Consider the following 24,759-nt stretch of genomic DNA (forward strand, 5'->3'; position numbering starts at 1 on the left):
CATGAGGACCAATATGAACCGCATCATCCTGCGAACCGCGCTGCTTTCGATCGCGACGGCTTGCGCTTTCACCACCTTTCTACCCTCTGCCCACGCCGCGGCAACGACCTATCCGCTGACGATCACCAATTGCGGCCAGCAGGTGACATTCGACAGCGCGCCGAAGAAGACGGTGTCGATCGGTCAGGGCATGACCGAAATTCTCTATTCGCTCGGCCTCGCCGACAAGATCGTCGGCACGGCGGTCTGGGTCGGGCCGGTGCTGCCCGCCTATGCCGAGGTCAACCAGAAGATCAAGCGGCTGGCCGACAATGATCCGAGCTTTGAATCCGTCGTCGGTCAGGAGCCGGATCTGGTTGCGGCCGAGTTCGAGTGGCATGTCGGCACGCAAGGGTCGGTCGGCAAGCGCGAGCAGTTCGCCGGGCTCGGCATCAAGACCTATGTTTCGCCGGCCGATTGCGTCGCGAAGGTCAATACCGATGGTGGCGACGGGGTGCGTAGCGAGCTCTTCACCATGGAGCTGATCTACCAGGAGATCGCCGAACTGGCGGAAATCTACGACATCCAGGATCGCGGCGCGGCCCTGATCGCCGACTTGAAGAAGCGCGAAGCGGATGCCGTGGCATCGCTTGGCGGGTCGGCTAAGGATCTGCCTGTCGCCTTCTGGTTTTCCAGCAAGGAAGTGCAGGGCGATGCCTTTATCGCCGGCAAGAACAGCGCTCCGGCCTATATTTTGAAAACGCTCGGCGCCCGCAACGTCGTCAGCACCGAGGAAGAGTGGCCGCTGGTCGGATGGGAAACCATCGCGCAGGCCAATCCTGCGGTCATCGTCATCGCCACCATGGACCGCCGCCGCTATGCAGCCGACGATCCGAAGGTGAAGATCGATTTCCTTGAAAAGGACCCTGTCACCAGCCAGCTCGATGCCGTCAAGAACAGGCACTTCGTCGAGATGGATGCGCAGTCGATGAACCCGACGATCCGCACCATCGATGGCCTGGAACGCCTCGCCGTCGGCATCAAGTCCTTCGGTCTTTCCAAGTGAGGCACGCGTCGATTGCCCACCGGGGATGGAGAACGCTGGTCGCGCTCTTCGTCCTTGCCATCGTGGCATTGGGCTTTGTCATCAGTCTCGCCGTGTCCATCGGCGAGATCTCCATTCCTGTCGGCACGACCGCCAAGGCCGTGGCGAACCGTGTCTTCGGCACCGGCTTTGAACTCAGCCGCATCCATGAAGGCATCATCTGGGATTATCGCCTGAGCCGCGCGCTTGTGGCAGCCAGCGCCGGAGCCGCTCTTGCGCTATGCGGCGCGGTGCTGCAGGCGCTGCTGCGCAATCCGCTGGCCGAGCCCTATGTGCTCGGCATCTCGGCCGGCGCGTCAACTGGGGCCGTCGCGGTCATGATCCTCGGCTTCGGCTATGGCGTGTTGACGCTTTCGGCCGGCGCTTTCGTCGGCGCAGTCGCGGCGTTCCTGCTGGTGTCGTTGCTGGCGGCAGGCTCCGGCGGCGGGACGGACCGTATCATTCTCGCCGGTGTCGCTGGCTCGCAGCTCTTCAACGCGCTGACATCCTATATCGTCACCACATCGGCCAATGCCGAGCAGGCGCGCGGCGTCATGTTCTGGCTTCTCGGCAGCCTGTCCGGTGTGCGCTGGCCGGATGTCTATCTCGCCGCTCCTGTTGCGATCGCCGGCTTTCTCGTCTGCATGCTCTATGCCCGTGCGCTCGACGCCTTCACCTTCGGCACCGACGCTGCGGCAGCGCTCGGCATTCCTGTCGCTGGCATCCGGATCGTGCTGCTCGCACTCACGGCGCTGCTTACGGCGACGATGGTCTGCATCGTTGGCTCGATCGGCTTCGTCGGGCTGGTCATTCCGCATGCGGCGCGTTTCGTGGTCGGGCCGGGGCATGGGCGCCTGTTGCCGGCAACGGCGATATCCGGAGCGATCTTCATGGTGATCGCCGATATCGTCTCACGCGTCATCATTCCGCAGCAGGTGTTGCCGATCGGCGTCGTCACCGCGCTCTTCGGCGCGCCGGCATTCGCGCTCATTCTCTACAAGGCGAGGCGGCCAGCATGAGCATTTCCATCAGCGACGTGCATTGGGCAACATCAGGCGTGCTTGTCGTCAAGGGCGTGAGCCTTGAGGTCCCTACCGGCCAGACGCTCGGTCTCATCGGGCCGAACGGTTCGGGAAAATCCAGCCTGCTGCGGTTGATCGGCGGGTTGCGCAAGGTCAAGAGCGGCGTCATCGCCCTCGGCGATACCGGTATCGATACGCTGGCGCGCCGCGATATCGCGAGGCGCGTTGCCTTTGTCGAGCAGCAGGCCACGACGGAGACACAGGTGACGGTGACCGAGGTCGTCCGTCTCGGGCGCACGCCGCATCGTGGTCCGCTGGCGCCGTGGAGCGCCAATGACGAGGAGGCGGTCGAGAATGCTCTGCGGCAGGTGGGCATGGTCGAGAAGGCGCGGCAGCTCTGGCATACGCTGTCTGGCGGCGAGCGCCAACGTGTGCATATCGCGCGCGCACTGGCGCAGACGCCGACCGAGCTTCTGCTCGACGAACCGACCAATCATCTCGACATCCAGCATCAGCTCGAAATCCTGTCGCTGGTTGCCAAGCTGCCGGTCACAAGCATCGTCGCGCTGCATGATCTGAACCTCGCCGCCATGTTTTGCGACAGGATTGCTGTGCTTAGCCAGGGTCGGCTTGTTGCGGTCGGACCGGCGGACGAGGTATTGACCGAAGACTTGATCGCCGACGTGTTCGGGGTGCGCGCCCATATCGAGCGCTCGCCGCATCATGGTCGGCAGCATATCCATTTTCTTGGCTGTATTTCTTGAGGTCCGATGTCCATCAGACAAACCAATTTCGATTTGAAGGAAGAGATCAGGGACTATTGGTCCAAGCGCTCGCAGACTTTCGATCTTGCCTTCGGCCACAGGATACCGCGTGGCCCGGAGTTCGACGCCTGGCAGCAGCCGATGCGCGACCATCTGGGGACCAAGCCGTTGCGTGTCCTCGAACTTGCCTGCGGCACCGGCGAGGTCACGGCGGTGATCCACGATCTCGGCCACGATGTGACCGCGCTGGATTTCTCCGAGGCCATGCTGTCCATCGCGAAAGCCAAGCACGCCGGCAAGGAACGGCTGCGCTTCGTGCTCGCCGATGCCGAAAATCCGATGGAGCCGGATGGCTGCTACGACGCGATCATCTGCCGGCATCTGGTCTGGACGCTGACAGATCCCGCAAAGGCATTCGGCGAGTGGCATCGGGTCTTGAAGCCGGGTGGCACGCTTCTGGTCTTCGACGGCGATTGGGCAAAGCCAACGCGCCTTGGACGCGCGGCGGCATGGATTATCCGGCAGATCGATCGCTTCTGCGGCGCGGACCGGCATTATGACGGCGCGATGAGCGAGCGTCATTCGACGATCATGGCTGAACTCCCCTTCGGCGCCGGGCTGCGGACGGATGATCTCATTCCACAATTGAAGCAGGCCGGTTTCGTGAGCTTCGAGATCTCGTCGCATGGACCGATCGCGAAGGCGCAGCGGCGTGGCGCCAACCTGCGCAACAAGCTCAGGACGCTGGTCTATCGGCGCTTCATTCTCATCGCCAAATCCGCTGGCGTTTCGCAAGACTAGGAATAGCTGAATTGCGAATTTTGCAGCCTGCTGCCATCGCAGCATGTTGACGTGATCGGCTAGACGGGGTCATCTGTGCATCACGGCATGGTGCTCATGCTTGCGGTGATCGGCACGGGAGGCCGGATCATCGCCTCGAAAGGCAGAGCGCCGGCTGGCTCAAGGGAGGAATACGCCTGTCAGCCAGCCCGATCGGATCGGGATGGGCTGAGACCCTTGAACGCTAGGACTCCCGGAATGGCATACAGCACGACGATCGAGCGAACGCGCTTCAGCTTTCGCGATCTCAAGGACCTCCTCGCAAAAGCGACGCCGGAACGCTCCGGCGATCAGCTCGCCGGCATCGCGGCCAGCGGACCGGTCGAGCGCTTGGCCGCGCAGATGGCGCTTGCCGATCTGCCACTGAAGGCGTTTCTCGCCGAAGAGGTTATCCCATCGGAAAGTGACGAGGTCTCCGCGCTGATCGCGAGACAGTTCGACGGGCAAGCCTTCGCGCCGATCAGTTCGTTCACGGTGGGCGAGTTTCGCGAGTGGTTGCTGAAGCCGGAAACAGACCAGCGGACGCTCGAAGCGATCACCTATGGCATCACGCCGGAGATGCTGGCGGCCGTTTCAAAAATCATGCGGCTGCAGGATCTGATCGCCGTCGCCGCCAAGCGGCAGGTCGTCACGCGCTTTCGCAACACGCTTGGCCTCACCGGCCGCTTGTCGACCCGCAACCAGCCGAACCATCCGACCGACGACAGCCGCGGCATTGCCGCCTCGGCGATCGATGGTCTGTTGATGGGCTCCGGCGACGCCGTCATCGGCGTCAATCCGGCGACTGATAGTGTTGAGGACTATGTGCGGATCGTCTCGCTGCTCGACGAAATCCGCGAGCGGCTCGCCATACCCACCCAGACATGCTGTCTCGGCCACGTCACCACCGCCATCCGTGCGGTCGAGGCGCGGGCGCCGGTTGATCTGATGTTCCAGTCGGTTGCGGGATCGCAGAAGGCCAATGAAGGCTTCGGCATCGATCTCGCGCTGCTGAAGGAGGCGCAGGATGCCGGGCGATCACTGAAGCGCGGCATGCCGGGCGCCAATCTGATGTATTTCGAAACCGGGCAAGGGGCAGCGCTCTCGGCCGACGCCCATTTCGGCGTCGATCAGCAGACGATGGAAACCAGAGCTTACGCGGTCGCGCGCGAGTTCGATCCGCTCTTGGTCAACACCGTGGTCGGCTTCATCGGTCCGGAATATCTCTTCAACGGCAAGCAGATCATCCGCGCCGGTATCGAGGATCATTTCTGCGGCAAGCTGCTCGGCCTGCCGATGGGTGTCGACGTCTGCTACACCAACCATGCCGATGCCGACCAAGAAGACATGGATACGCTGTTGACGCTGCTCTGCGCGGCAAACGTCAATTTCGTCATCACCGTCCCGGGTGCCGACGACATCATGCTGAACTATCAGTCACTCTCTCACCACGACGCCGTGTTCTGCCGCGAGACCCTTGGCCGCCCGCCGGCGCCGGAGTTCGAGACGTGGCTTCGCGATGTCGGACTGACCAATGAAGCCGGGGCACTATCCGGTGCGCCGGCGATGCTGACCGATTACCTGTCGAGGGCCGCTCTTGTCTAAATCCACCGCCACCGAACTCAGAGCCGATTACCAGCCGGCCACCGTCGATCTCACTGAGATGACCGATGCGCGCGTCGCGCTCGGGCGCTTTGGATCCGGCGCCCCGACCAAAGCGCAACTGGCCTTCTTGCTCGATCACGCACGGGCCCGCGAAGCGGTATGGTCGACCGTCGACGAAAACAGGCTGGAGAGCGATCTCAACGCGCTCGGGCTGGATGTCGTGTCGGTGGAGAGCATGGCCGAAGATCGCGGCAGCTACCTGCGCCGGCCGGATCTTGGCCGCAAGTTGTCGCGCGCCTCGGTCGAGCGGCTGGATGCTCTGCCGGCTGAGGCCAAAGGATGCGACGTCGTCATCACCATTGCCGACGGCCTCTCGTCGAGTGCGGTCGATATCAATGCGGTCGCGCTCGTGCGCGAACTCTCGGGCCTGTTGCGCTTAGCTGGCTTGTCGATCGGCCCGGTTACAGTCGCCCGCCAGGCGCGGGTGGCGCTTGCCGATGAGGTCGGCGAAATTCTCGGTGCTCGGATGACGATTGTGTTGATCGGCGAGAGGCCGGGTCTCTCCGCTGCCGACAGTCTCGGCGCCTACATCACCTACGAGCCATCCGTCGGCACGCCGGATTCCCGGCGCAACTGCGTGTCGAACATGCGCGAGGGTGGCCTGTCGATGGAGCAGGCGGCGAAGACCATCGCCGGTTTGATCGCCGACATGACGAAGACAGGTGTCAGCGGCGTCGGCCTGAAGGAAGCGCTGGTCAGGTTGCCCAGCGCTTCGTAATCGGTTTCACCGGATGCCCGCCCTTGCGCGCGGCCGTGTGTCATTGCGCTCGTGCTCGAAGATGGCGCCGGGGAGCGGCAGCTTGCCGCGAATGATGTCCGAGCCCTTCTCTCCCACCATGATCGTCGGCGCGTTGGTGTTGCAAGAGGGAACGCGCGGCATGACGGAGGAATCGCAGACACGCAGCCCTTCCAGCCCGTGCACCTTGAGATCGAGGCCGACGACCGCGTCGGCGCCCGTGCCCATCTTGCAAGTTCCGACGGGGTGGTGATCGGTCTTGGCGTTGGCGCAGCCATAGTCGAAGAGTTCGTCGTCGGTCATCACCTTGGGCCCGGGAAGCCGCTCGGCCAGCACGAAGGACTTCAGCGCCGCCTGCTGCATGATTTCGCGCGCGATCTTCAGGCCTTCGAGCGACATCGTCCGATCATGTGGATCGGACCAGTAATTCGGATCGATCAGCGGCGCTGCCGCCGGATCGGATGATTTGAGCCTGACGGTGCCGCGTGAGCGTGGGTGGAGATAGGCCGAGTTCAGCGTCACGCCGGCGTTCTTCAGCCGCTCGACGCCCGCCTCGATGCCGGAGCCGAGGCCGAGGTGGAACTGGATATCGGGAGAACGCGCATTCGGGTCCGCGTACCAGAAGCCGCCCGTCTCGAAGAGCGAGGAAGCAACCGGGCCGGTGCGGAAGAGGATGTACTCCAGCCCCGCCCAGACGGTCCGGTGCAATTTGGCGACGCCGTCATAGGTGTGGTCGCCGGTGCATTCGCAAATGACGAAGAGGTCGAGGTGGTCCTGCAGGTTGCCGCCGACGCCGGGTAGATCGTGCTGAACCTTGACGCCGACCGATGTCAGATGATCGGCCGGGCCGATGCCGGATTGCAGCAGGAGTTTCGGCGAGCCGATCGCGCCTGATGACACCAGCACTTCGCGCTCGGCGCGGATCACCTCGGAGCCCTTGTCCGTCACCACTTCGACGCCGACGGCCCGCGTTCCCTCGATCACGATCCTGCTCACGCGGGCGCCGGTGCGGATGGTCAGGTTCTTTCGGCCCTTGATGGGCGAGAGATAGGCGAGTGACGCGGACGAACGCCGGCGGTTGCGCTGGGTCAGCTGGTAGAAGCCGACGCCCGCCTGCTGCTTGCCGTTGAAGTCGTGATTGTAGGGAATGCCGAGCTCCTGGCCGGCGCGGATATAGGCGTCGCAGATCGGCAGCGCAGAGACGGGCATCGAGACGCCGAGCGGCCCGCCATAGGCGTGGTAATCGTCGGCGAAGCGCTGGTTGTCCTCGGCGCGCTTGAAGTAAGGCAGGATCGAGCGGTAGTCCCAGCCCTCGCAGCCATCCTCGCTGGCCCAGAGATCATAGTCGGCGGCATTGCCCCTTGTGTAGAGCTGGGCATTGATCGACGAGCCGCCGCCGATCACCTTTGCCTGCGTATAGCGCAGTACCCGGCCTTTCATGTGTTTCTGCGGAACGGTTTCCCATCCCCAGCTGGCCACACCCTTGGTCATCTTGGCAAAGCCGGCCGGCATATGAAACAGCGGATTCCAGTCGCCGCCACCAGCTTCCAGAAGCAGCACGCTGACCTCTGGATCTTCGCTCAGCCTGCTGGCGAGCACGCAGCCGGCGGGACCCGCGCCCGTTATGATATAGTCAAAGCCCATTGGTTCTATCCTGTCACAAGCGGGGAATGGAAAGGCCGCCATCGGCATCGATGACGGTGCCGGTTGCAAAGGCGAAGGCGCCCGAGGCGAGTGCCAAGCAAATCCGGCCGATATCGTCGGCTTCGCCCCAGCGCTTCATCGGCACGAGCCCGCCTTCGATCAAAGCGTCGTATTTCGAGGTCACGCCTGCCGTCATGTCGGTGCGGATGATGCCCGGCCGGAGTTCGAAGACGGAAATGCCCGATTCCGCCAGACGCAGCGCGAGCCCTTGCGAGAAGGCGGCAAGACCCGCCTTGCTGATGCAATAGTCCAGCCGCTCCGGCGAACTCGCCTCGGCCGATACCGAGGTGATATTGATGATCGAACGCGGGTGCGGCTTGTTGCCGGATACGAGCATCGCTTTCACCACCGCCTGGGTGAAGAACACGGTGCCGCGCAGGTTCGTGGCCATGATCGCGTCGAAATTGTCAGGCGTCAGGCCGAGGAAGTCGCCCCGGACCACGGCGGCCATGCCAGCATTGTTGACCAGGCAATCGATGCGCCCGAACGCCTGTAAGATCGCGTGAATGGTTTCCTCGTGCTTTTCGACAGCCGAGATATCTGCCTGCAGGTAGATCGCATCGCCACCGTGCTGCTTCAGCTGCGCGACGGTCTCGTCCGCGGTCTCCACGGCACCGACGCCTGTTATCACGACATTGAAACCTGATTTCGCCAGAGCGCCGGCGATGCCGAGCCCGATGCCACGACGGCCGCCGGTGACCACGGCGACGGGCTTGTCCGAATGCGTCGTCATGCTCTCAAATCCTTTGATGCAATGTGGTCGGCGACGCGCAGCGCCTGGCTCGCCACCGTCAAGGCCGGATTGACGGCCGCCGAGGTCGGCAGGAAGCTTGCATCGACGACGAAGAGGTTCTGGTGATCGAAGGCGCGGCAATAGATGTCGAGGGGAGCCGACGCCGGGTCGCGGCCGATCCTGATGGTTCCGCACTGGTGCGAGGGCGTGCGCTTGTCGAAGGGCCGGCTGAGCACCAGCGGAAAGCCGATCGACTTCAGGATGTCCTTGAGCTTGGAGACGAGCGAAAGGTGGGCATCCCAGTTGGTGCGCTGCCATTTCAACACGATGCGGTCGCCGTCGACCATGACCCGGCTTTCCGGATTGGGAACGTCTTCGCTCATCGCGTAGAAATCGATCGCATGGCCGGTGATCCGATTTAGCAGCCATTCCGGGACATTCGGCAGCGATCCTTTAAGGACCTTGCCGGAGATGCGGCCAAGAAGCTGGACGTTGCCAAGCGGCGGTCCGCCATTGCCGTCGGACAGATAGAAGTCGTTGAAGGCGAAGGTCTTCTGGTAGATCGAGGTGTTTCGATATCGCGGCGAGACACCGATCACGGCCGACGAGTTGTGGTTCATGAAGTTGCGCCCGACCTGACCTGACGAATTGGCGAGGCCATCGGGAAACCGGTCATTTGCAGAGCGCAATAACAGCACCGCTGATTGCACCGCGCCTGCGCTCAGGATCACGAGCTTTGGATGAAGCGTGCGGGTTTCGCCGCCTTTGCGGTAGGTGACGCCAGAGATGCGGCCGTCCGCATCCGCTTCCAGCTTGATGACGGGAGAATTGGTCTGAAGGCGGACATTGTCGTGTTGCAGCGCCTGCGCCAGCGCCGCCGTTTCCGCGTCCATCTTGCCGTCGTCGGAGTTCGGATGCGCATCCCAGGGGGTTGGCGCCTTCGCCAGCCATTTGTCGATATCGACACCCAAGGGGAGCGAGAAGGGGTGCAGCCCCTTCGCCTTCAGCCGTGCCCTGACATCGGCGATGGCGGGTTCTTCGCGCACCGGCGGATAATCATAAGCTGTCGAATGCGCCGGCTCCGTCGGGTCATCGCCGAGCGCGCCGCGCACCCGGTACAGCTTCTCGGCGCGGCCATACCACGGCTCCAGTTCCTCATAGGGAAACGGCCAAGCCGGCGACACGCCTTCGCGGTGATGGATTTCCTCGAAATCCTCGCGGCGGTAGCGCGAGAGCACGGCGCCGAAGAATTTCGAATTACCGCCGACATTGTAGTAGTTGCCGGGATTGAAGCCGGTACCGTCTGCCTCGTACCAGGTTTCCTTCGGGCGGAAATGGCCGCGCTGGAAGATCGCCCGCTGGTCGCGGTTGACGGGGTGGTCGGCGATCCGTTCGCCGGCTTCGAGAATAAGGATTTCGGCTCCGGTGGCAGCCAACCCGGCAGCGACGGTCGCGCCACCGATGCCCGAGCCGATGATGACGATATCAGGTGTTCTGTTCATATTGTTGTCCCGCCGTCAGATCACGCGATCCGCGCCTGGCTCTGCGGGTCGAAGAAGACCACCTTGTCGAGGTTGAATGCCAGCCGCGCGTTCTGGCCGGGCTGAATCCGGGCATCGGCGCGCAGGCGGGCGACGACTTCCTTGCCGCCCAGTTTCGTGACCGCGAAGGTGTCGGACCCGGCCGGCTCGACGACGTCGATCAGGCAATCGCCTTCCGCAAGTGTACGCGCGTTGCGGTCGGCGCCGTCGGGGTCGGTTAGCGCTTCCGGCCGGATGCCGAAGACGATCTGTCGGCCGGCATGCGCCTGCAGCGCTTCGCGGCCCGGCGCGATCGGCAGGCGGATGGGCTCGCCGCTGGGGCGGGCGAGCGAGACAGAGAGGCCCGTCGCGCCCTGTTCGATGGTGCCGGAGAGCAGGTTCATGGCCGGAGAGCCCATGAAGTCGGCGACGAACATGTTGGCGGGGTTGTTGTAGATCTCGGCTGGCGTGCCGAACTGCTGCACCTCGCCGTCCTTCATCACGGCGATCTTGGTCGCAAGCGTCATCGCCTCGATCTGGTCGTGCGTGACGTAGACGATCGTCTTGCCCGTCGCCTGGTGCAGCCGCTTGATCTCGATGCGCATGTCGACGCGCAGCTTGGCATCGAGGTTGGAGAGCGGCTCGTCGAACAGGAAGAGCTTGGGATCGCGCACCAGCGCGCGGCCCATTGCGACGCGCTGCCGCTGACCGCCCGAAAGCTGGCTCGGCTTGCGGTCCAGCAGATGGCCGATCTGCAGCACCTTGGCCACCTTGTCGATCGCGGCCTTGCGCTCGTCGGCTGGCACGCCGCGCATCTCCATGCCGAAGGAGATGTTTCCCGCGACCGTCATGTTCGGATAGAGCGCGTAGCTCTGGAACACCATGGCGATGTCGCGTTTGGATGGATGCAGATCCGAGATGCTGCGGCCATCGACGCTGATGTCGCCCTCGGTGATGGCTTCCAGCCCGGCGATGGTGTTGAGCAGCGTGGACTTGCCGCAGCCGGACGGACCGACCAGCACCAGGAAGCCGCCCTTTTCCAGCTCAAGATCGATGCCCTTGAGGATTTCCAGTGCGCCGAAGCGCTTTCTGAGGCCTGAGATTTCGAGAAAAGCCATGGGATTATCCTTTGACCGCACCCGCCATAAGACCGCGAACGAAGTAGCGGCCGGCGAGGATGTAAACGAGAAGCGTGGGCATGGCGGCGATCATCGCGGCGGCCATGTTGACATTGTATTCGACCACACCTGTCGAGGTGTTGACGACGTTGTTCAGCGCCACCGTCATCGGCATGGACTCGCCGGTTCCCGCATAGGCGGATGCGAACAGGAAGTCGTTCCAGATGTTGGTGAACTGGTAGATCACGGTCACGACGATGATCGGCAGCGAGTTCGGCAGCATGATGCGGCGGAAGATCTGGAAGAAGCTTGCACCATCCACCTGCGCCGCGCGCACCAGTTCCGTCGGAAACGCCTCGTAGTAGTTGCGGAAGAACAGCGTCGTGAAGCCGAGACCGTAGACGACGTGGACGATAACGAGGTTGACGGTCGGGTTACCGAAGCCGAGCGACATGCCGATATCATTGGTGAGCATGTTGCCGAAGCGGCCGAGGCTACCGAGAATGGTCGCCATCGGCAGCAGCACCGACTGGAACGGAATGAAGCAGGCAAACAGCATCAGCCCGAAGACCAGCGTATGGCCGGGGAAGCGCCATTTGGTGAGCACGTAGCCGTTCAACGCGCCGAGGATGGTCGAGATGGCGACGGCGGGGACGACCATCTTGATCGAGTTCCAGAAGTAGCCCTTGATGCCGGCGCAGGTGAGGCCGACGCAGGTCTCGCCCCAGGCCTTGAACCAGGGCTCCAGCGTTGGCGCGCTGGGCAGCGACAGCATGTTGCCGCCCTGGATCTCGTCCATGGTCTTGAACGAGGTGACCAGCATGACGAAAAGCGGCATCAGGTAGATGATCGCGAAGATCGCCAGTACGCCGTAGATGACGATGCGGTTGAGCATCCGCATGCGTGCCATGCTGGAGGCATCCGATGTGACCGTGCTCATCGCGATTTCTCCCGCAGTTCCGAATAGAGATAGGGAATGATGATCGCCGAGATGGTCATCAGCATGATCACGGCGCTGGCCGAGCCGACGGCCATTTCGTTGCGCTTGAAGGTGTATTCGTACATGAAGTTGGACGGCAGCCAGGCCGAGCCGCCGGGACCGCCGGAGGTCAGCGCGACCACAAGGTCGTAGGACTTGATCGCCATGTGCGCGAGCACGATGAAGGCGGAGAGGAAGACGGGTCTCAGAAGCGGAATGATGATGCGGCGGTAGAGCTGCACCGTCGAGGCACCATCGATCTGCGCCGCCTTCATGATCTCGCTGTCGATGCCGCGAAGGCCCGCGAGGAACATCGCCATGACGAAGCCCGAGGCCTGCCAGACGCCGGCGATGACGACGGTGTAGATCACGAAGTCCTTGTTCTTGATCCAGTCGAAGTGGAAGCTCGTCCAGCCGAAATGATGCAGCGTCTGTTCCAGCCCGAGGCCCGGATCGAGGAACCATTTCCAGGCAACGCCTGTCACGATGAAGGAGAGGGCCATCGGATAGAGGAAGATCGGCCGCAGAATGCCTTCGCCGCGGATCTTCTGGTCGAGCAGGATGGCAAGCAGCAGCCCGAGGCCCAGGCAGATCGCGATATAAAGAAAGCCGAAGATCCCCATATTGGTGATCGACGTGTACCAGGACGACGGCGGATCGCTTTCGAAGGTCCAGCGCCAGAGCCGTTGATAGGCGCGAGGCCCGGTCAGCGCGTAGGACGGAAAGGTCTTTGAATTGGTGAAGGACAGATAGACCGTCCAGAGGATGAAGCCGTAGACGAAGACCAGCGTGATGGCGAAGCTCGGCGCGAGCACGATTTTCGGCAGCGCATCCTGTAGCCAGCCGCGCAAGGAAAACGAGGTTCCGCGCTGCGCTTTGACTTCTGGTTTGGTGGTAGCGATAGTGCTCATAACATTCATCCCCCTCCCAAGGGTGACGTTGGCAGTCGATATCTTCCCCGCCATCCGAGGCGGGGAAGACCATGCTCGGAGCCGATTACTTGGCGTCGTCGATTGCCTTCACGAGTTCCTCGACGGCCTGGTCGGAGGTCTTGATCTGGCCGTGAACGAACTTCGAGACGACGTCCTTATAGGCGTTGGCAACGGCCGGAGGCGCGCCATAGCCCTGTGCCAGCGAGCCGAACAGCGTGCCGCCTTCGTTGGCTGCCTTCAGGTCGGCGATACCCTTCTTGCCGCAGGCGTCGAAATCGGTATCCGGCACGTCGGTACGAGCGGGAACCGAGCCCTTGACGACGTTGAACGCCGACTGGAAGCTCTTCGACAGCGTTGCCGTCGCAAGCGCCACCTGGGCGGCCTTGCGATCGTCGGGAACATTGAACATGCCGAACATGTCGGAGTTGTAGATCACGCTGCCATCGGTGCCCGGGAAGCGGTAGCAAAGGAAGTCGGTGTCGGGGGTCTTCTTGGCGGCGACGAATTCGCCCTTCGCCCAGTCACCCATGACCTGCACCAGCGCATCACCCTTGATGACCATGGCGGTCGCAAGGTTCCAGTCGCGGCCGGAGAAGTTCGGATCGACATACTTGATCAGCGTGGCCAGGTTGTCGAAGGACTTCTTCATCGTGTCGGACTTCAGCGACTCCTCATCGAGTTCGTTGAAGGCCTTCTTGTAGAACTCCGGTCCGCCGGTCGAGAGCACGACGCTGTCGAACATGGTGGCTTCCTGCCAGTTCTGACCGCCGAGAGCGAGCGGCGTGACGCCGGCTGCCTTCGCCTTGTCGAGCAGGGCAACGAGGTCTTCGAAAGTCTTCGGCTGCGTGCCGCCGATCTTGTCCATCACGGCCTTGTTGATCCAGAGCCAGTTGACGGAGTGAACGTTGACTGGAGCTGCGACCCACTTGCCGTCATAGACGGAGAACTTCTGCAGCGCTGCCGGAACAGACTTATCCCAGCCTTCCTTCTTCGCGGTTTCGGTGAGATCGCCCATCACACCGGCTTGCGCGTAGTCGAGAACGGTGTAGCCGAGCATCTGCGAAGCGGTCGGGTAGGTGCCTGCCGCAACCATCGCCTTCAGCGCGGTCATCGCGGCGTCGCCACCGCCGCCGGCGACGGGCACGTCTTTCCACGCGTAGCCTTCCTTCGCCAGGTCGCCCTTCAGCACGTTGAGCGCGGCGGCTTCGCCACCCGACGTCCACCAATGCAGCATCTGCACTTCCTTGACATCGGCAGCGCGGGCCAAACCGCCCACAGCACCAACTGCCAATGCGACCACGGCGGTCGCCGTTAGAAATCTGCGCATTTGAAAACCTCCCGTTTTCAAGTTCGCGAAACGAGACCCATTCTCGTTCCGTATCCCCCGCCCTCCTCGAGCGTGGTTTCTGCAGACCGGCTCCCCGCCGGTCCTCAGCTCCTGGGCATCCACCAGTTGGTGCGGCTGCCGATATGCATGTTGAGCGTCTTCGTCTCGGTGTAATCCTCTACCGCATGGCGGCCGAGTTCGCGTCCGAGGCCGGACTGCTTGTATCCCCCGAACGGCAGCTCCGATGCGCCGTCCATGAATGTGTTCATCCAAACGGTTCCCGCGCGTACTCTACGCCCGATCGTCAGGCATGTATCGAAATCCTTGCTCCAGACGCCGGCCGAGAGGCCGTAATCGATGGAGTTGGCGATCTCGATCGCCTCCTCGGTGGTCTCGAAGGTGAGGACCGAGAGAACGGGGCCGAACACCTCCTCGCGCGCGACCGTCATCCCCGGTGTGACCTGAGAGAGAATGGTCGGCGCCATGAACTGGCCCATGCCCAGATCAAGCGCTTCACCGCCGTGGGCGATTTCGGCGCCGGCGCTCTTTGCGGCCGCGACGTAGCCAGCGATCTTGTCGAAATGCTGCGGCGTGATGATCGCGCCGACCTGCGTGGTCGGGTCGAGGGGATCGCCGACCTTCACATGCTTGGCGAGCGCCGCCACGCGCGCCACGACATCGCTGGCGATGGACTTGTGCAGGATCAGCCGCGAGCCTGCATTGCAGCATTCGCCGGCGTTGAAATAGGCGCCGAACACCGCCGCGTCGATGAAGGCGTCGAGGTCCGCATCCGGGAACACGATCTGCGGGTTCTTGCCGCCGAGCTCCAGCGAGACCTTCTTCAGTGTCTGCGCCGCATTGGTCATCGTCAGCTTACCAACGCCGGTCGAGCCCGTGAACGAAACCATATCGACGTCGGGATGCGACGTCATGATCGCGCCGACCTCGGCGCCCGTGCCGGTCACGATGTTGACGACGCCATCGGGAACGCCGGCTTCCTGCAGGATTTCACCGAGCACGACGGTCGAGCCCGAGGTGAGCTCCGACGGCTTGACCACGCAGGTGCAGCCTGCCGCGAGCGCGAAGGGCAGTTTTTGGCCGACGATCAGGAATGGGAAGTTCCACGGCGTGATGATCGAGACGACGCCGATAGCTTCGCGCAGCACGACACCCAGCGTGCCGTCGCCCAGCGTGTTGTAGCTTTCGCCATGCAGATCGCGCGCGAGCGCCGCGGCATAGCGCCAGATATCGACCGATCCTGCGATCTCGCCCTTGACCTGGCTGATCGGCTTGCCGGCCTCGATCGCATCGAGATAGGCAAGCTCATCGGCCCTGGCGGCGATGAGATCGGCGGCCTTGAGCAGGATCGCGGAGCGCTCCGATGCCGTCATGCGCGGCCAAGGGCCGGTGTCGAACGCCTTGCGCGCGGCTGCAATCGCGCGCTCGGCGTCGGCGTTGGAACCGGCCTGAAAGCGGCTGACAACGACGCCGTGGCTTGGTGCGACGCGCTCGATCGGCGCGGCATTGCCGGAGATCCATTTGCCGTCGATCAGCATCTTGAAGTCGCGGACCGTCTGATTGGCGAGCGCCTTCGGGGTGACCAGAACCGTCATTACCATTCTCCCTTGAACTGTGCCGGGCGTTTCTCGCTGAATGCGGTAACGCCTTCCTTGAGGTCGCCGGTTTTGGCGACCAGGATCGAGCCGAGCGCCTCGACCGCCGTGCCGTTGTCCTCGCCATTGGCCGATGCGATCATCAGCTTGGTGATCTCGAGTGCCGCCGGTCCACGCGTCGCGACGCGGCGTGCGTAGTCTCGTGCCGCATCGAGGGCTGTGCCCGTGGCGACGACCATGTCGACCATGCCGCACTGGCGCGCTTCCTCAGCGGTGAAGATCTCGCCGCCCAATGCCATGCGGCGGACGATCTGCGCGCCGAACCGCTTGACGAGACGCTGTGTGCCCGACCAGCCGGGGATCATTCCGAGGCCGGTTTCCGGAAGGCCGATCTTGATCTGCTCTTCGGCGATCCTGATGTCGGCAAGGCCGGCAAGCTCCAGCCCGCCGCCGAGCGCGTGTCCGTTCAGCGCGGCGATCAGGGGAACGCGAAGCGTGGCGAGACGCTCGAAGACGCGATGGCCGTAGCGCACCCAGGCGTGCCCGAACTCCTGCGGCGCCATGTGCCCCCAAGCCTTGATGTCTCCGCCGGCCGAAAAGGCCTTGCCTTCGCCGGTAAGGATGGCGACATGCACATCCGGATTGGCTTCCACCGCGTCGGCGGCTTCCGACAGAGCCTTCAGCATGTCGAGGTCGAGCGCATTCAGCTTCTCGGGCCGCGATACGGTCATGATGGCGAGAGAGCCGTCGATATCGATGCGCACGGTTCCGCTAGTCATGGAAGGTGCCCTCCAGAACGCGGGCACTTTTCACTGGAAGCGACAATCCGATCGGCTCTTCTGCAAACAGCCTGGCGTCCATCACCTTGAGGTCCTTGGCGACCAAGAGCGGGAACTCCGACTGATCCAGAACATGTGCCTGCAGGTCGATGCCGGGTGCGATTTCGGTCAGGACGATCCCGTCGGCGGTGAGCTTCATTACGCAGCGCTCGGTCACATAGGTGATGTCCTGCCCTTGTTCGATCGCCCGGCGGCCGGAGAAGGTCACATGCTCGACCTCGTTGACCAGCTTCTTCAGCTTGCCTTCCTTCTCGATCACAAGCTTGCCATCGGCGATGCCGAGCTTGGCGCCGGCATTGAACATGCCGGAGAAGACGATCTTGCGCGCGCGAGCGGTGATATCGACGAAGCCGCCGGCTCCAGCCGTCACATGCGGACGGAAGGAGAGCTTGGAGACATTGACCGAGCCATCTCGGCCGATCTCGAGGAAGGACAGGAGCGACGCGTCGAAACCGCCACCCTGGAAATAGGTGAACTGGTAGGGCGATGGCATGTAGGCATCGGCGTTTGAGGCGCAGCCGAAGGCGAAGTCGAGCAGCGGGACGCCACCGACCGCACCTTGCTCGATCACCCAGGTGACGGCCCCGTGCTGCCCTTCTTCCATCAGGATACGCGGCACATTCGCCGAGATGCCGAAGCCGAGATTGACGCAGCTATTGGCCTGCAGTTCCTGCGCGACGCGACGCGCGATCACCTTCTGAATGTTGAATTCGGGCACACGGAACGTATCGAGCGGGCGGAAGATTTCGCCTGAAATCGCGGGATCGTAGAGCGTCTGTGTCGTCTGCTTCTGCTCTGGATCGACGATGACGTAGTCCACCAGCATGCCCGGTACGCGCACATCATGCGGCTTCAGCGAGCCCTGCTTGGTGAGGCGCTTGACCTGCGCGATGACGATGCCGCCATTGTTGCGGGCCGCGAGAGCCTGGTCGAGCCCGCCGAGATAGGCGCCCTCGTGCTCATAGGTCAGGTTGCCGTGCTCGTCGGCCGTCGTCGCCCTGACGATCGTGACATCGGGCCTGATCGCCGGGAAAAACAGCCAGTCGTCTCCCTCGAAGGAGACACGCTTGACCACGGGCGTTTCCTGGGCGGCGGCGTTCATCGCGCAGCCCTGACGCTTCGGGTCCACGAACGTGTCCATCCCCACTTTCGTCAGAACGCCAGGCCGCTTTGCGGCTGCCTCGCGGTGCATGTCGAACATCACGCCGGAGGGAATGTTGTAGGCCGGAATCTCGTTGCCTGATATCATCTGCCAGATCAGCGGCGGTTCGGCGGTCGACGGGCCGGAAGGGTAGGAGCCACCGATGATCCGCTTCAGGAGACCCTTGCGCGCGATGTGATCGATGCCCTTGATCCCGCTCATGTCGCCAGCCGCGATCGGGTGCAGCGTGGTGATGTCGCGCGGATGGCCGGTGGCCTCGAAGCGCTCGCCGATGGCTTTCAGCATCAGGTCGGGGCAGCCGAGGCCACTGGACGAGGAGACCGAAACGACGGCGCCATCGGGGATCAGGTCAGCGGCTTGCGATGGGGTGATGTGCTTGCTCATCTCTCTCAAAGTCCTGTCTTGACCGGCACCGCAGCGCCCGTGCGCGCCGCTTGGGCGACCGCGAGACCCGTCGCCAGCGACCAGATGCCATCCTTGGCCGTTGCCGACGGCCTGCCGTTGCCGGCGACGGCGGCGTGAAACGCGGTGAGCGCGGTTTCGTAGAGATTGCCGCCGGTGACCGGCAGCGACTGCTCGCCGTCTGCGGTCCGCAAGGTCACCGTGCCATCCGGCCGCTGGGTCATGACATTGCGGCCGATCAGCGAGCCCTCGGTGCCGTGAACCTCCAGACCGGTCTCGGCGTATTTCGTGGTGAAGCCATCGTGGAACTGCGCGATGATCTCGTCTTCGAAGCGCATGACGCCCATCACGGCGTCCTCCAGGCCTTCCTTGCCCATGCCGCCGGCCTGCGAGAACGCGATTACCTCGACCGGGTTACGTCCGAGCACGTAGCGCAGCGTGTCCGTGTCATGCACGGTGATGTCGAGAATGACGCCGCCGCCGGCCTGCGGCTTGTCGAGCCGCCAGCCCTGCAGATGCGGCGGCAGGTAGACGGCGTGAAATACGCGCGCCGAGAGCGGCTTTCCGATCTTGCCGGCCGCGATTGCGTCACGCATCGCCCTGTGGGTCGAAGCATTGCGCAGATGGTGGTTGGTGGCGAGAACGACGCCCGCCTCATCGGCGGCCTTGGCCATCGCGCGGGCATCTTCGAGAGACAGAGCCAGCGGCTTTTCGCAGAGAATGTGCTTGCCCGCGCGCGCGGCGGCGATTGCCTGGGCGCAGTGCAACTCGTTTGTGGTCGAGATATAGACGGCATCGATCTCGGGGTTGGAGAGCAGAGCGTCGAGATCGGAGACATGCTTGCCGATATTGTTCTCGGCGGCATAAGAGCGGGCGCGCTCCGGGCTGGTGCTCATGACGGAGACGACCTCGCCGCCAGTGGCGCGAATTGCTCCGATCACCCATTCGCGCGCGATCGTACTCGCGCCGATGAGACCCCAACGAACCGTCATGCCATTTTCCTCCCAGGCTTGTTCATCGCCGCGCCGCAGCTTTCACGCACGATCAGGCGCACCGAGCTCACGGCCGATTCCGCTTCCGGCTTTCCAGCGTTGATCTGCTTCAGCAGCATCTGTGCTGCGCGTTGGCCGATTCCCTGCGGATCGACCGAGATCGTGGTCAGTGCCGGCACCGTCGTCTTCGCCTCGATCACGTCGTCGAAACCGACGACGGCGAAGTCCTTGCCGGGTTCGATGCGGCGCGCTCTCAGCCCGTCACAGACCCCGAAGGCCACCGCATCGTTGAAACAGACGGCCGCCGTCGGCGGCTCGGGCATGGCCATGGCGCGGGCAAGCGCATCGACGCCGCCGGCGCGCGATGGCGCGGACGAGACGACCAGCTGCTCTTGGAAACCGGTGCCGGTTTTGGACATGGCGTCGCGATAGCCGCCCAGGCGCTCGTCGAATACGGCGGTGTCCGGGAAGCCCCCGACGAATGCGATACGGCTGTGGCCGAGTGCCGCCAGATGTTCGACGGCGGCAAAGGTGCCGGCATGATTGTCGGAGACAAGCGACGACACCTTGGCGCCGGGGATGTTGCGCACGACGAGCACGACCGGAATGCCGGCCATGACAAGCGGCTTCAGATCAACCGCTTCGGTGCCGCGCGCCGGCGAGATGATCAGGCCCGAGACACCGTGCTCGCGCATCGAGGCGATGACCTCGCGCTGGCGATCGATGCTTTCGCTGGTGTTGGACAGGAACTGCACGAAGCCGGCCGACTGCACCACCGTGTCCACGCCCACGGCAAGTTCGGCGAAGAAGCTGTTGGTCAGGTCGTTGACGACGATGCCGATGATCTTCGATCGCGCATTCGCCTGGCGAAGGTTCGCCGCGCCGCGATTATACACATAGCCAAGTTCCCGCATCACGGCGTTGACCTTCGTGCGGGTGCTCTCATTCACCAGGGGCGAGGCTTGCAGCACCAGCGAAACTGTCGACTTGGAAACGCCGGCAGCCTTCGCGATGTCGATGACGGTGACCCGTCCCTTGCCCATGAATGTCCTCCCTTGGTCTGCGCCAATTTTCACTGTTAATAATTGGAACGTTCCAACTTTGTCAAGCGGAGTTAATCGAGCCGCGTCGATGTCTGCGGGCGAATTCACCGGAAAGCATCTGTTGCGGTGCAAAATGGCACAAAACATTCAGTTTTGCCGCTAGCTAACGTCTCTAAAGCGATAAGCGACGCCTTGCTTTTGATGCCGAAAACAGGCTTGCAATTTGGAACGATCCAAATTATTGCATTGTCCACGTCTTGAGGAGGACCCCATGAGCTTGACCTTGAATCTGCCTGACGCCGATGGTGCCGTTCGCGAATATCGCCTTGTCGGAACCCCGATCGAGCGGCCGTCCAAGCCACCGGTATTCAATCGGATTGCCTACGCCGCGGCCCACGTCGTCTCCGATCCGCGCCGAGATTTGGACCCCTGGGGCAAGCCGGCGATCGACTGGGATACGACGATCGCCTTCAGGCGCCATCTCTGGAGCCTGGGTTTCAAGATCGCCGAAGCCATGGACACCTCGCAGCGCGGGATGGGGCTTGATTGGGCAGGCGCGCAGGAACTCATTCGCCGTTCGCTGGAAGAAGCGCGCCATGTCGAGGGCGCCGATCTTGCCTGCGGTGCCGGTACGGACCATCTGGCGGCCGCCGATGCACGCTCGCTGGACGACGTGATCAAGGCCTACGAGACGCAGATCGAATTCGTGGAAAAGAACGGTGGCCGCGCCATCATGATGGCGAGCCGCGCGCTTGCCCGCGTCGCCAAATCGCCCGACGATTACATCAAGGTCTATAGCCGTATTCTATCGCAGGCGAAGGACAAGGTCGTCCTTCACTGGCTGGGCGACATGTTCGATCCCAACCTTGCCGGCTATTGGGGAAGTGCTGATTTCGAGCCGGCGCTTGCGTGCGCGCTTGATATCATCAAGGAAAACCGGAGCAAGGTCGAAGGCATCAAGATCTCGTTGCTCGACAACGCCAAGGAAGTGCAGCTTCGCGACCGGCTTCCCGAGGGCGTGATGTGCTTCACCGGCGACGACTTCAATTACGCGGAACTGATCGAGGGTGATGGCAAGCGCTACAGCCACGCGCTTCTCGGCATTTTCGACGCCGTGGCGCCGTCGGCCTCCAAGGCGCTTGCGTCGCTGGCTGCGGGCGATACCACGACGTTCCGCTCCGTGATCGAGCCGACGGTGCCGCTGTCGCGCAAGATCTTCGAGGCGCCGACGCAATATTACAAGGCGGGCGTGGTCTTCCTGGCCTGGCTGAACGGCCATCAGAGCCATTTCAGCCTGCCCGCCGGCATGCAATCGGCACGCGGCATCAATCATTACGCGGATATCTTCCGCCTGGCCGATAAGGCAAATGTGCTCGATCGGCCGGAGCTGGCGACTGAGCGCATGAAGAACTTCGTGGGTGTCTTCGGCGTGCAATAAGCCGGGCGGAAGGCCGCCCCGCTTATGGTGGTCGTATCAATGAATAAAAGGACCGGCGTGTGGTGACGCCGGTCCTTCCGAACGCTAGGCCGCAGCGAAGGGAACAGCCACGAAGGTCTTGTTGCCGCCTCGCTGTACGAGGAGCAGCACGGACTTCTTCTCGGTCTTTGCTGCATCCGCCACCGCGTTCTTAGCTTCGCTCGCGTCGTGAACGGTCTTGTCGTTCACCGACAGGATGATGTCTCCGGTCTGCAGGCCGGCCTTTGCGGCGGGCTTGTCCGGCGCCACGTTGGCGATGACAGCGCCTTCGACCTTCTGCGACAGGCCAAGCTGGGCGCGGATATCGGGGGTGAGATCGGCAAGTGCGACGCCGATCCTCGGTCCGCTCTGCGCATGCTTTTCAGCGCCGCCGGCGCTTGCAAGCTGCTGTCCGTCATCGCCTCCGCCGATCGCAACCTTGAGCTCGACGCTCTTGCCGCCGCGCCAGACTGTTACGGTCTGCTTGTCGCCGGGCGAGAGGTCGGCCACGAGGCGCGAGAGATCCTTCGGCGATGTCACGCTGTCGCTTCCGACGTTGGTGACAACGTCGCCGGCCTTGAGGCCGGCCTTGGCCGCGGGCGAGCCTTCCGAGACATCGGCGACCAGCGCGCCTTGCGGCTTGGCAAGGCCGATCGCATCGGCGACATCCTGGGTGACGCCCTGAATCTGAACGCCGAGATAGCCGTGCTCGATGGAGCCGTTCTTCTGCAGCTTGGCGACGATCGTCTTGGCTTCATCGGACGGGATCGCGAAGCCGACGCCGACGCTGCCGCCGTTCGGAGAATAGATCGCGGTGTTGATGCCGACGACATGACCGTCGCGATCGACGAGCGGGCCACCCGAATTGCCGTGGTTGATCGGCGCATCGATCTGGATGAAGTCGTCATAAGGGCCGCTGTGCAGATCCCGGCCGCGCGCCGAGACGATGCCCGCCGTCACCGTCGTACCGATGCCGAAGGGGTTGCCGATCGCCAGAATCTGGTCGCCGAGCTTGAGCTTGCCGGAATCGCCCCAGGCGATGGTCGGCAACGCTTTCGGCGCCTCGATCTTCACCACGGCGAGATCGGCCTTGGCGTCGGCGCCGATCAGCTTGCCTGGCAGTTCTGTCCCGTCGTCGAGCGTTACCTTGATATCGGTGGCGTTGGCGATGACGTGGTTGTTGGTTACGATGTAGCCGTCCGGGCTGACGATGAAGCCGGAGCCGAGGGCCTGCGCATGCTCACCCGCTTGCGGTGCCTGATGCGGGACCGGAATGCCCTGCTGTTCGAAGAACTGCTTGAACTGCTGCTGCATCTCGGAATTGTCGGTGCCGTCGTAGGCGCCCGATGCCTTCATCGTCGTGACGATGGTCACGACCGCCGGCTTGTCGGCATCGACGACATCGGCAAACGAACCACTGCCGTTGGGGGAGGTGGCGACTGACGCCGGCGACGCTACGGCCGATGACGTTTCGAACGCATAAGGAAGCGAGGCCGCGCCAACGATGATTGCCGCACCGAGAAGGGCTGCTGACCGGCGGCGATTGAGGATGTTCGACATGATGTCTGTCCTTTGGATGTGTTGCTCGATCGCGTGATGGCTTTCACCAGTAATAGACGCGTGAGATACATATCTGCCGGCCGAACTGTATTTTCAAATTAAATATAGATTAGGTAATTGTTACGTTTTCGTCATTTATTACAGGACTTTAATGATGCGTGGCGAAGTATATTTCGCGCTCGCGAATGCGACAACTATCGCAGGCCGGATGCTGTTTTCCGGGCCGATATCTGGGTGGTTTTGAGGGGAAATTTCGACCGCGATCGGCCGTGCTTTGTCCTCGGACAAGCTGCCGATCGCGGAAGAGCCTTGGGAGGCATTGCGTGGTCCGCCGCAGGGCTGGGACGCGGCGCTTCACTAGCCCGGCACCACCGGCGCGTCGATACACAGTAAAGTGACCCGAGCCGCGAATTTTTGTCATAAATGAAAGTCATCACCGCATTTTGCGTGCCGGCTTCGGCTCTGTTATGGGTATTCGGGCAGAAAACGAAACTGAAGCGAAAGCACTCGCACAATGTTCCTGAGCGACCGTCAAACCGAAATCGTCGATATGGCCAAGTCGAAAGGCCGGATATTCGTCGAGGACCTGGCAGCGCATTTTTCCGTGACGCCGCAGACCATTCGCAAGGATCTCAACGACATCTGCGACGCTCAGATCCTGACCCGGGTGCATGGTGGCGCGGTCTTCCCGAGTGGAACCGAGAACGTCAAATACGAGGCGCGACGTCAGATCGCGTCGAGCGAAAAGCAGGCAATCGGCCTGGCCGCTGCCAGCCTCATTCCCAACAATGCGTCGCTGTTCATCAATATCGGCACGACAACCGAGGCGGTCGGCGAGGCCCTCGTCAATCATCACGAGCTGATGGTAATCACCAACAACATCAACGTCGCCAACCGGCTGAGGCTTCTGCCGGCCATCGAGGTGGTGATTGCCGGCGGTGTCGTGCGCAGCGCCGATGGCGGCATCGTCGGCGAGGCGGCGGTCGATTTCATCCGGCAGTTCAAGGTTGATTATGCCGTGATCGGCGCCTCCGCGCTCGATGAGGACGGCGCGCTTCTCGATTATGATTTCCGCGAGGTGAAGGTGGCGCAGGCGATCATCGCCAATGCCCGCCATGTCATCCTTGTCGCCGATTCCACCAAGTTCGAGCGCACCGCGCCGGTCAGGATTGCCCAGCTTTCCCAGGTGCACACCTTCATTACTGATCGTTGCCCGGTTCCATCCGTGCGGCAGTTCTGTCTTGAGAACGATGTGCGGCTGATCGAGACCAGCACGCAAAGGCAACCCCAGACCGAGCTGGCGTGACACG

At 62.8% G+C, this 24,759-nt stretch carries 21 protein-coding genes; 8 read left to right on the top strand and 13 right to left on the bottom strand.

Features of this window, described 5'->3' with window-relative positions:
* The first annotated feature begins 13 nt into the window (after nucleotides 1-13).
* The 6 genes from ACVTFQ_RS20265 to eutC all read left to right on the top strand — a co-directional run bounded on the left by ACVTFQ_RS20265 (nucleotide 14) and on the right by eutC (nucleotide 6,051).
* Nucleotides 14-1,045 carry an ABC transporter substrate-binding protein gene (locus ACVTFQ_RS20265; protein WP_112436591.1) on the top strand — a complete coding sequence of 344 codons (1,032 nt, stop codon included), beginning with the start codon at nucleotides 14-16 and terminating at the stop codon, nucleotides 1,043-1,045.
* Entirely contained in the window at nucleotides 1,042-2,082 is a 1,041-nt protein-coding gene (locus ACVTFQ_RS20270; protein WP_112436590.1) for a FecCD family ABC transporter permease, read from the top strand. Before ACVTFQ_RS20265 ends, ACVTFQ_RS20270 begins: the two co-directional genes overlap by 4 nt.
* Entirely contained in the window at nucleotides 2,079-2,849 is a 771-nt protein-coding gene (locus ACVTFQ_RS20275) for an ABC transporter ATP-binding protein (protein WP_112436589.1), read from the top strand. The genes ACVTFQ_RS20270 and ACVTFQ_RS20275 overlap by 4 nt, the downstream gene beginning before the upstream one ends.
* A gap of 12 nt (nucleotides 2,850-2,861) precedes the next feature.
* Complete coding sequence (locus ACVTFQ_RS20280; RefSeq protein ID WP_413391242.1) at nucleotides 2,862-3,650, top strand: class I SAM-dependent methyltransferase; 789 nt, start codon at nucleotides 2,862-2,864, stop codon at nucleotides 3,648-3,650.
* Between the two features lie 237 nt (nucleotides 3,651-3,887).
* Nucleotides 3,888-5,273, top strand: a complete 1,386-nt coding sequence (locus tag ACVTFQ_RS20285; RefSeq protein WP_112436587.1) for an ethanolamine ammonia-lyase subunit EutB — start codon at nucleotides 3,888-3,890, stop codon at nucleotides 5,271-5,273.
* Nucleotides 5,266-6,051, top strand: a complete 786-nt coding sequence (gene eutC, locus ACVTFQ_RS20290; RefSeq protein WP_112436586.1) for an ethanolamine ammonia-lyase subunit EutC — start codon at nucleotides 5,266-5,268, stop codon at nucleotides 6,049-6,051. The genes ACVTFQ_RS20285 and eutC overlap by 8 nt, the downstream gene beginning before the upstream one ends.
* 6 nt (nucleotides 6,052-6,057) lie before the next feature.
* On the opposite strand, the gene ACVTFQ_RS20295 is transcribed toward eutC, so the two are convergent.
* From ACVTFQ_RS20295 to ACVTFQ_RS20350, 12 genes are all read right to left on the bottom strand, one after another.
* A complete protein-coding gene (locus tag ACVTFQ_RS20295; RefSeq protein ID WP_112436585.1) occupies nucleotides 6,058-7,713 on the bottom strand; it encodes a GMC family oxidoreductase in 1,656 nt (551 codons plus the stop codon).
* A 13-nt stretch (nucleotides 7,714-7,726) separates the two neighbouring features.
* Nucleotides 7,727-8,506: a 3-ketoacyl-ACP reductase gene (locus ACVTFQ_RS20300; protein ID WP_112436584.1), complete on the bottom strand. Its 780-nt coding sequence runs from the start codon at nucleotides 8,504-8,506 to the stop codon at nucleotides 7,727-7,729.
* Nucleotides 8,503-10,008 carry an FAD-dependent oxidoreductase gene (locus tag ACVTFQ_RS20305; protein WP_112436583.1) on the bottom strand — a complete coding sequence of 502 codons (1,506 nt, stop codon included), beginning with the start codon at nucleotides 10,006-10,008 and terminating at the stop codon, nucleotides 8,503-8,505. The genes ACVTFQ_RS20300 and ACVTFQ_RS20305 overlap by 4 nt, the downstream gene beginning before the upstream one ends.
* 20 nt (nucleotides 10,009-10,028) lie before the next feature.
* Complete coding sequence (locus ACVTFQ_RS20310) at nucleotides 10,029-11,144, bottom strand: ABC transporter ATP-binding protein (protein ID WP_112436582.1); 1,116 nt, start codon at nucleotides 11,142-11,144, stop codon at nucleotides 10,029-10,031.
* A 4-nt stretch (nucleotides 11,145-11,148) separates the two neighbouring features.
* Entirely contained in the window at nucleotides 11,149-12,084 is a 936-nt protein-coding gene (locus ACVTFQ_RS20315) for a carbohydrate ABC transporter permease (protein WP_112436581.1), read from the bottom strand.
* Nucleotides 12,081-13,034 (bottom strand): carbohydrate ABC transporter permease, encoded by a 954-nt coding sequence (locus ACVTFQ_RS20320; RefSeq protein WP_470423989.1) that lies wholly within the window; start codon nucleotides 13,032-13,034, stop codon nucleotides 12,081-12,083. The genes ACVTFQ_RS20315 and ACVTFQ_RS20320 overlap by 4 nt, the downstream gene beginning before the upstream one ends.
* 85 nt (nucleotides 13,035-13,119) lie before the next feature.
* Nucleotides 13,120-14,382, bottom strand: coding sequence for an ABC transporter substrate-binding protein (locus ACVTFQ_RS20325; protein ID WP_018896757.1), 1,263 nt, complete (start codon nucleotides 14,380-14,382; stop codon nucleotides 13,120-13,122).
* A gap of 104 nt (nucleotides 14,383-14,486) precedes the next feature.
* Complete coding sequence (locus tag ACVTFQ_RS20330) at nucleotides 14,487-15,995, bottom strand: aldehyde dehydrogenase family protein (RefSeq protein ID WP_112436580.1); 1,509 nt, start codon at nucleotides 15,993-15,995, stop codon at nucleotides 14,487-14,489.
* Entirely contained in the window at nucleotides 15,995-16,774 is a 780-nt protein-coding gene (locus ACVTFQ_RS20335) for an enoyl-CoA hydratase/isomerase family protein (protein WP_112436579.1), read from the bottom strand. Before ACVTFQ_RS20335 ends, ACVTFQ_RS20330 begins: the two co-directional genes overlap by 1 nt.
* A complete protein-coding gene (locus ACVTFQ_RS20340) occupies nucleotides 16,767-18,380 on the bottom strand; it encodes an acyl CoA:acetate/3-ketoacid CoA transferase (protein ID WP_112436578.1) in 1,614 nt (537 codons plus the stop codon). The genes ACVTFQ_RS20335 and ACVTFQ_RS20340 overlap by 8 nt, the downstream gene beginning before the upstream one ends.
* 5 nt (nucleotides 18,381-18,385) lie before the next feature.
* Nucleotides 18,386-19,390: a Gfo/Idh/MocA family protein gene (locus ACVTFQ_RS20345; protein ID WP_112436577.1), complete on the bottom strand. Its 1,005-nt coding sequence runs from the start codon at nucleotides 19,388-19,390 to the stop codon at nucleotides 18,386-18,388.
* Nucleotides 19,387-20,433, bottom strand: a complete 1,047-nt coding sequence (locus ACVTFQ_RS20350; protein ID WP_112436576.1) for a LacI family DNA-binding transcriptional regulator — start codon at nucleotides 20,431-20,433, stop codon at nucleotides 19,387-19,389. The genes ACVTFQ_RS20345 and ACVTFQ_RS20350 overlap by 4 nt, the downstream gene beginning before the upstream one ends.
* A 271-nt stretch (nucleotides 20,434-20,704) precedes the next feature.
* Here ACVTFQ_RS20350 and ACVTFQ_RS20355 point away from each other — a divergent pair, with 271 nt between their 5' ends.
* A complete protein-coding gene (locus ACVTFQ_RS20355; RefSeq protein ID WP_112436575.1) occupies nucleotides 20,705-21,871 on the top strand; it encodes a dihydrodipicolinate synthase family protein in 1,167 nt (388 codons plus the stop codon).
* An 84-nt stretch (nucleotides 21,872-21,955) separates the two neighbouring features.
* Here ACVTFQ_RS20355 and ACVTFQ_RS20360 read toward each other — a convergent pair whose 3' ends face one another.
* Entirely contained in the window at nucleotides 21,956-23,449 is a 1,494-nt protein-coding gene (locus ACVTFQ_RS20360) for a Do family serine endopeptidase (RefSeq protein ID WP_112436574.1), read from the bottom strand.
* A gap of 514 nt (nucleotides 23,450-23,963) precedes the next feature.
* Here ACVTFQ_RS20360 and ACVTFQ_RS20365 point away from each other — a divergent pair.
* Nucleotides 23,964-24,755, top strand: coding sequence for a DeoR/GlpR family DNA-binding transcription regulator (locus ACVTFQ_RS20365; RefSeq protein WP_112436573.1), 792 nt, complete (start codon nucleotides 23,964-23,966; stop codon nucleotides 24,753-24,755).
* The last annotated feature ends 4 nt before the right edge of the window (nucleotides 24,756-24,759 follow it).

It is taken from the genome of Rhizobium sp. O111, assembly GCF_055616315.1.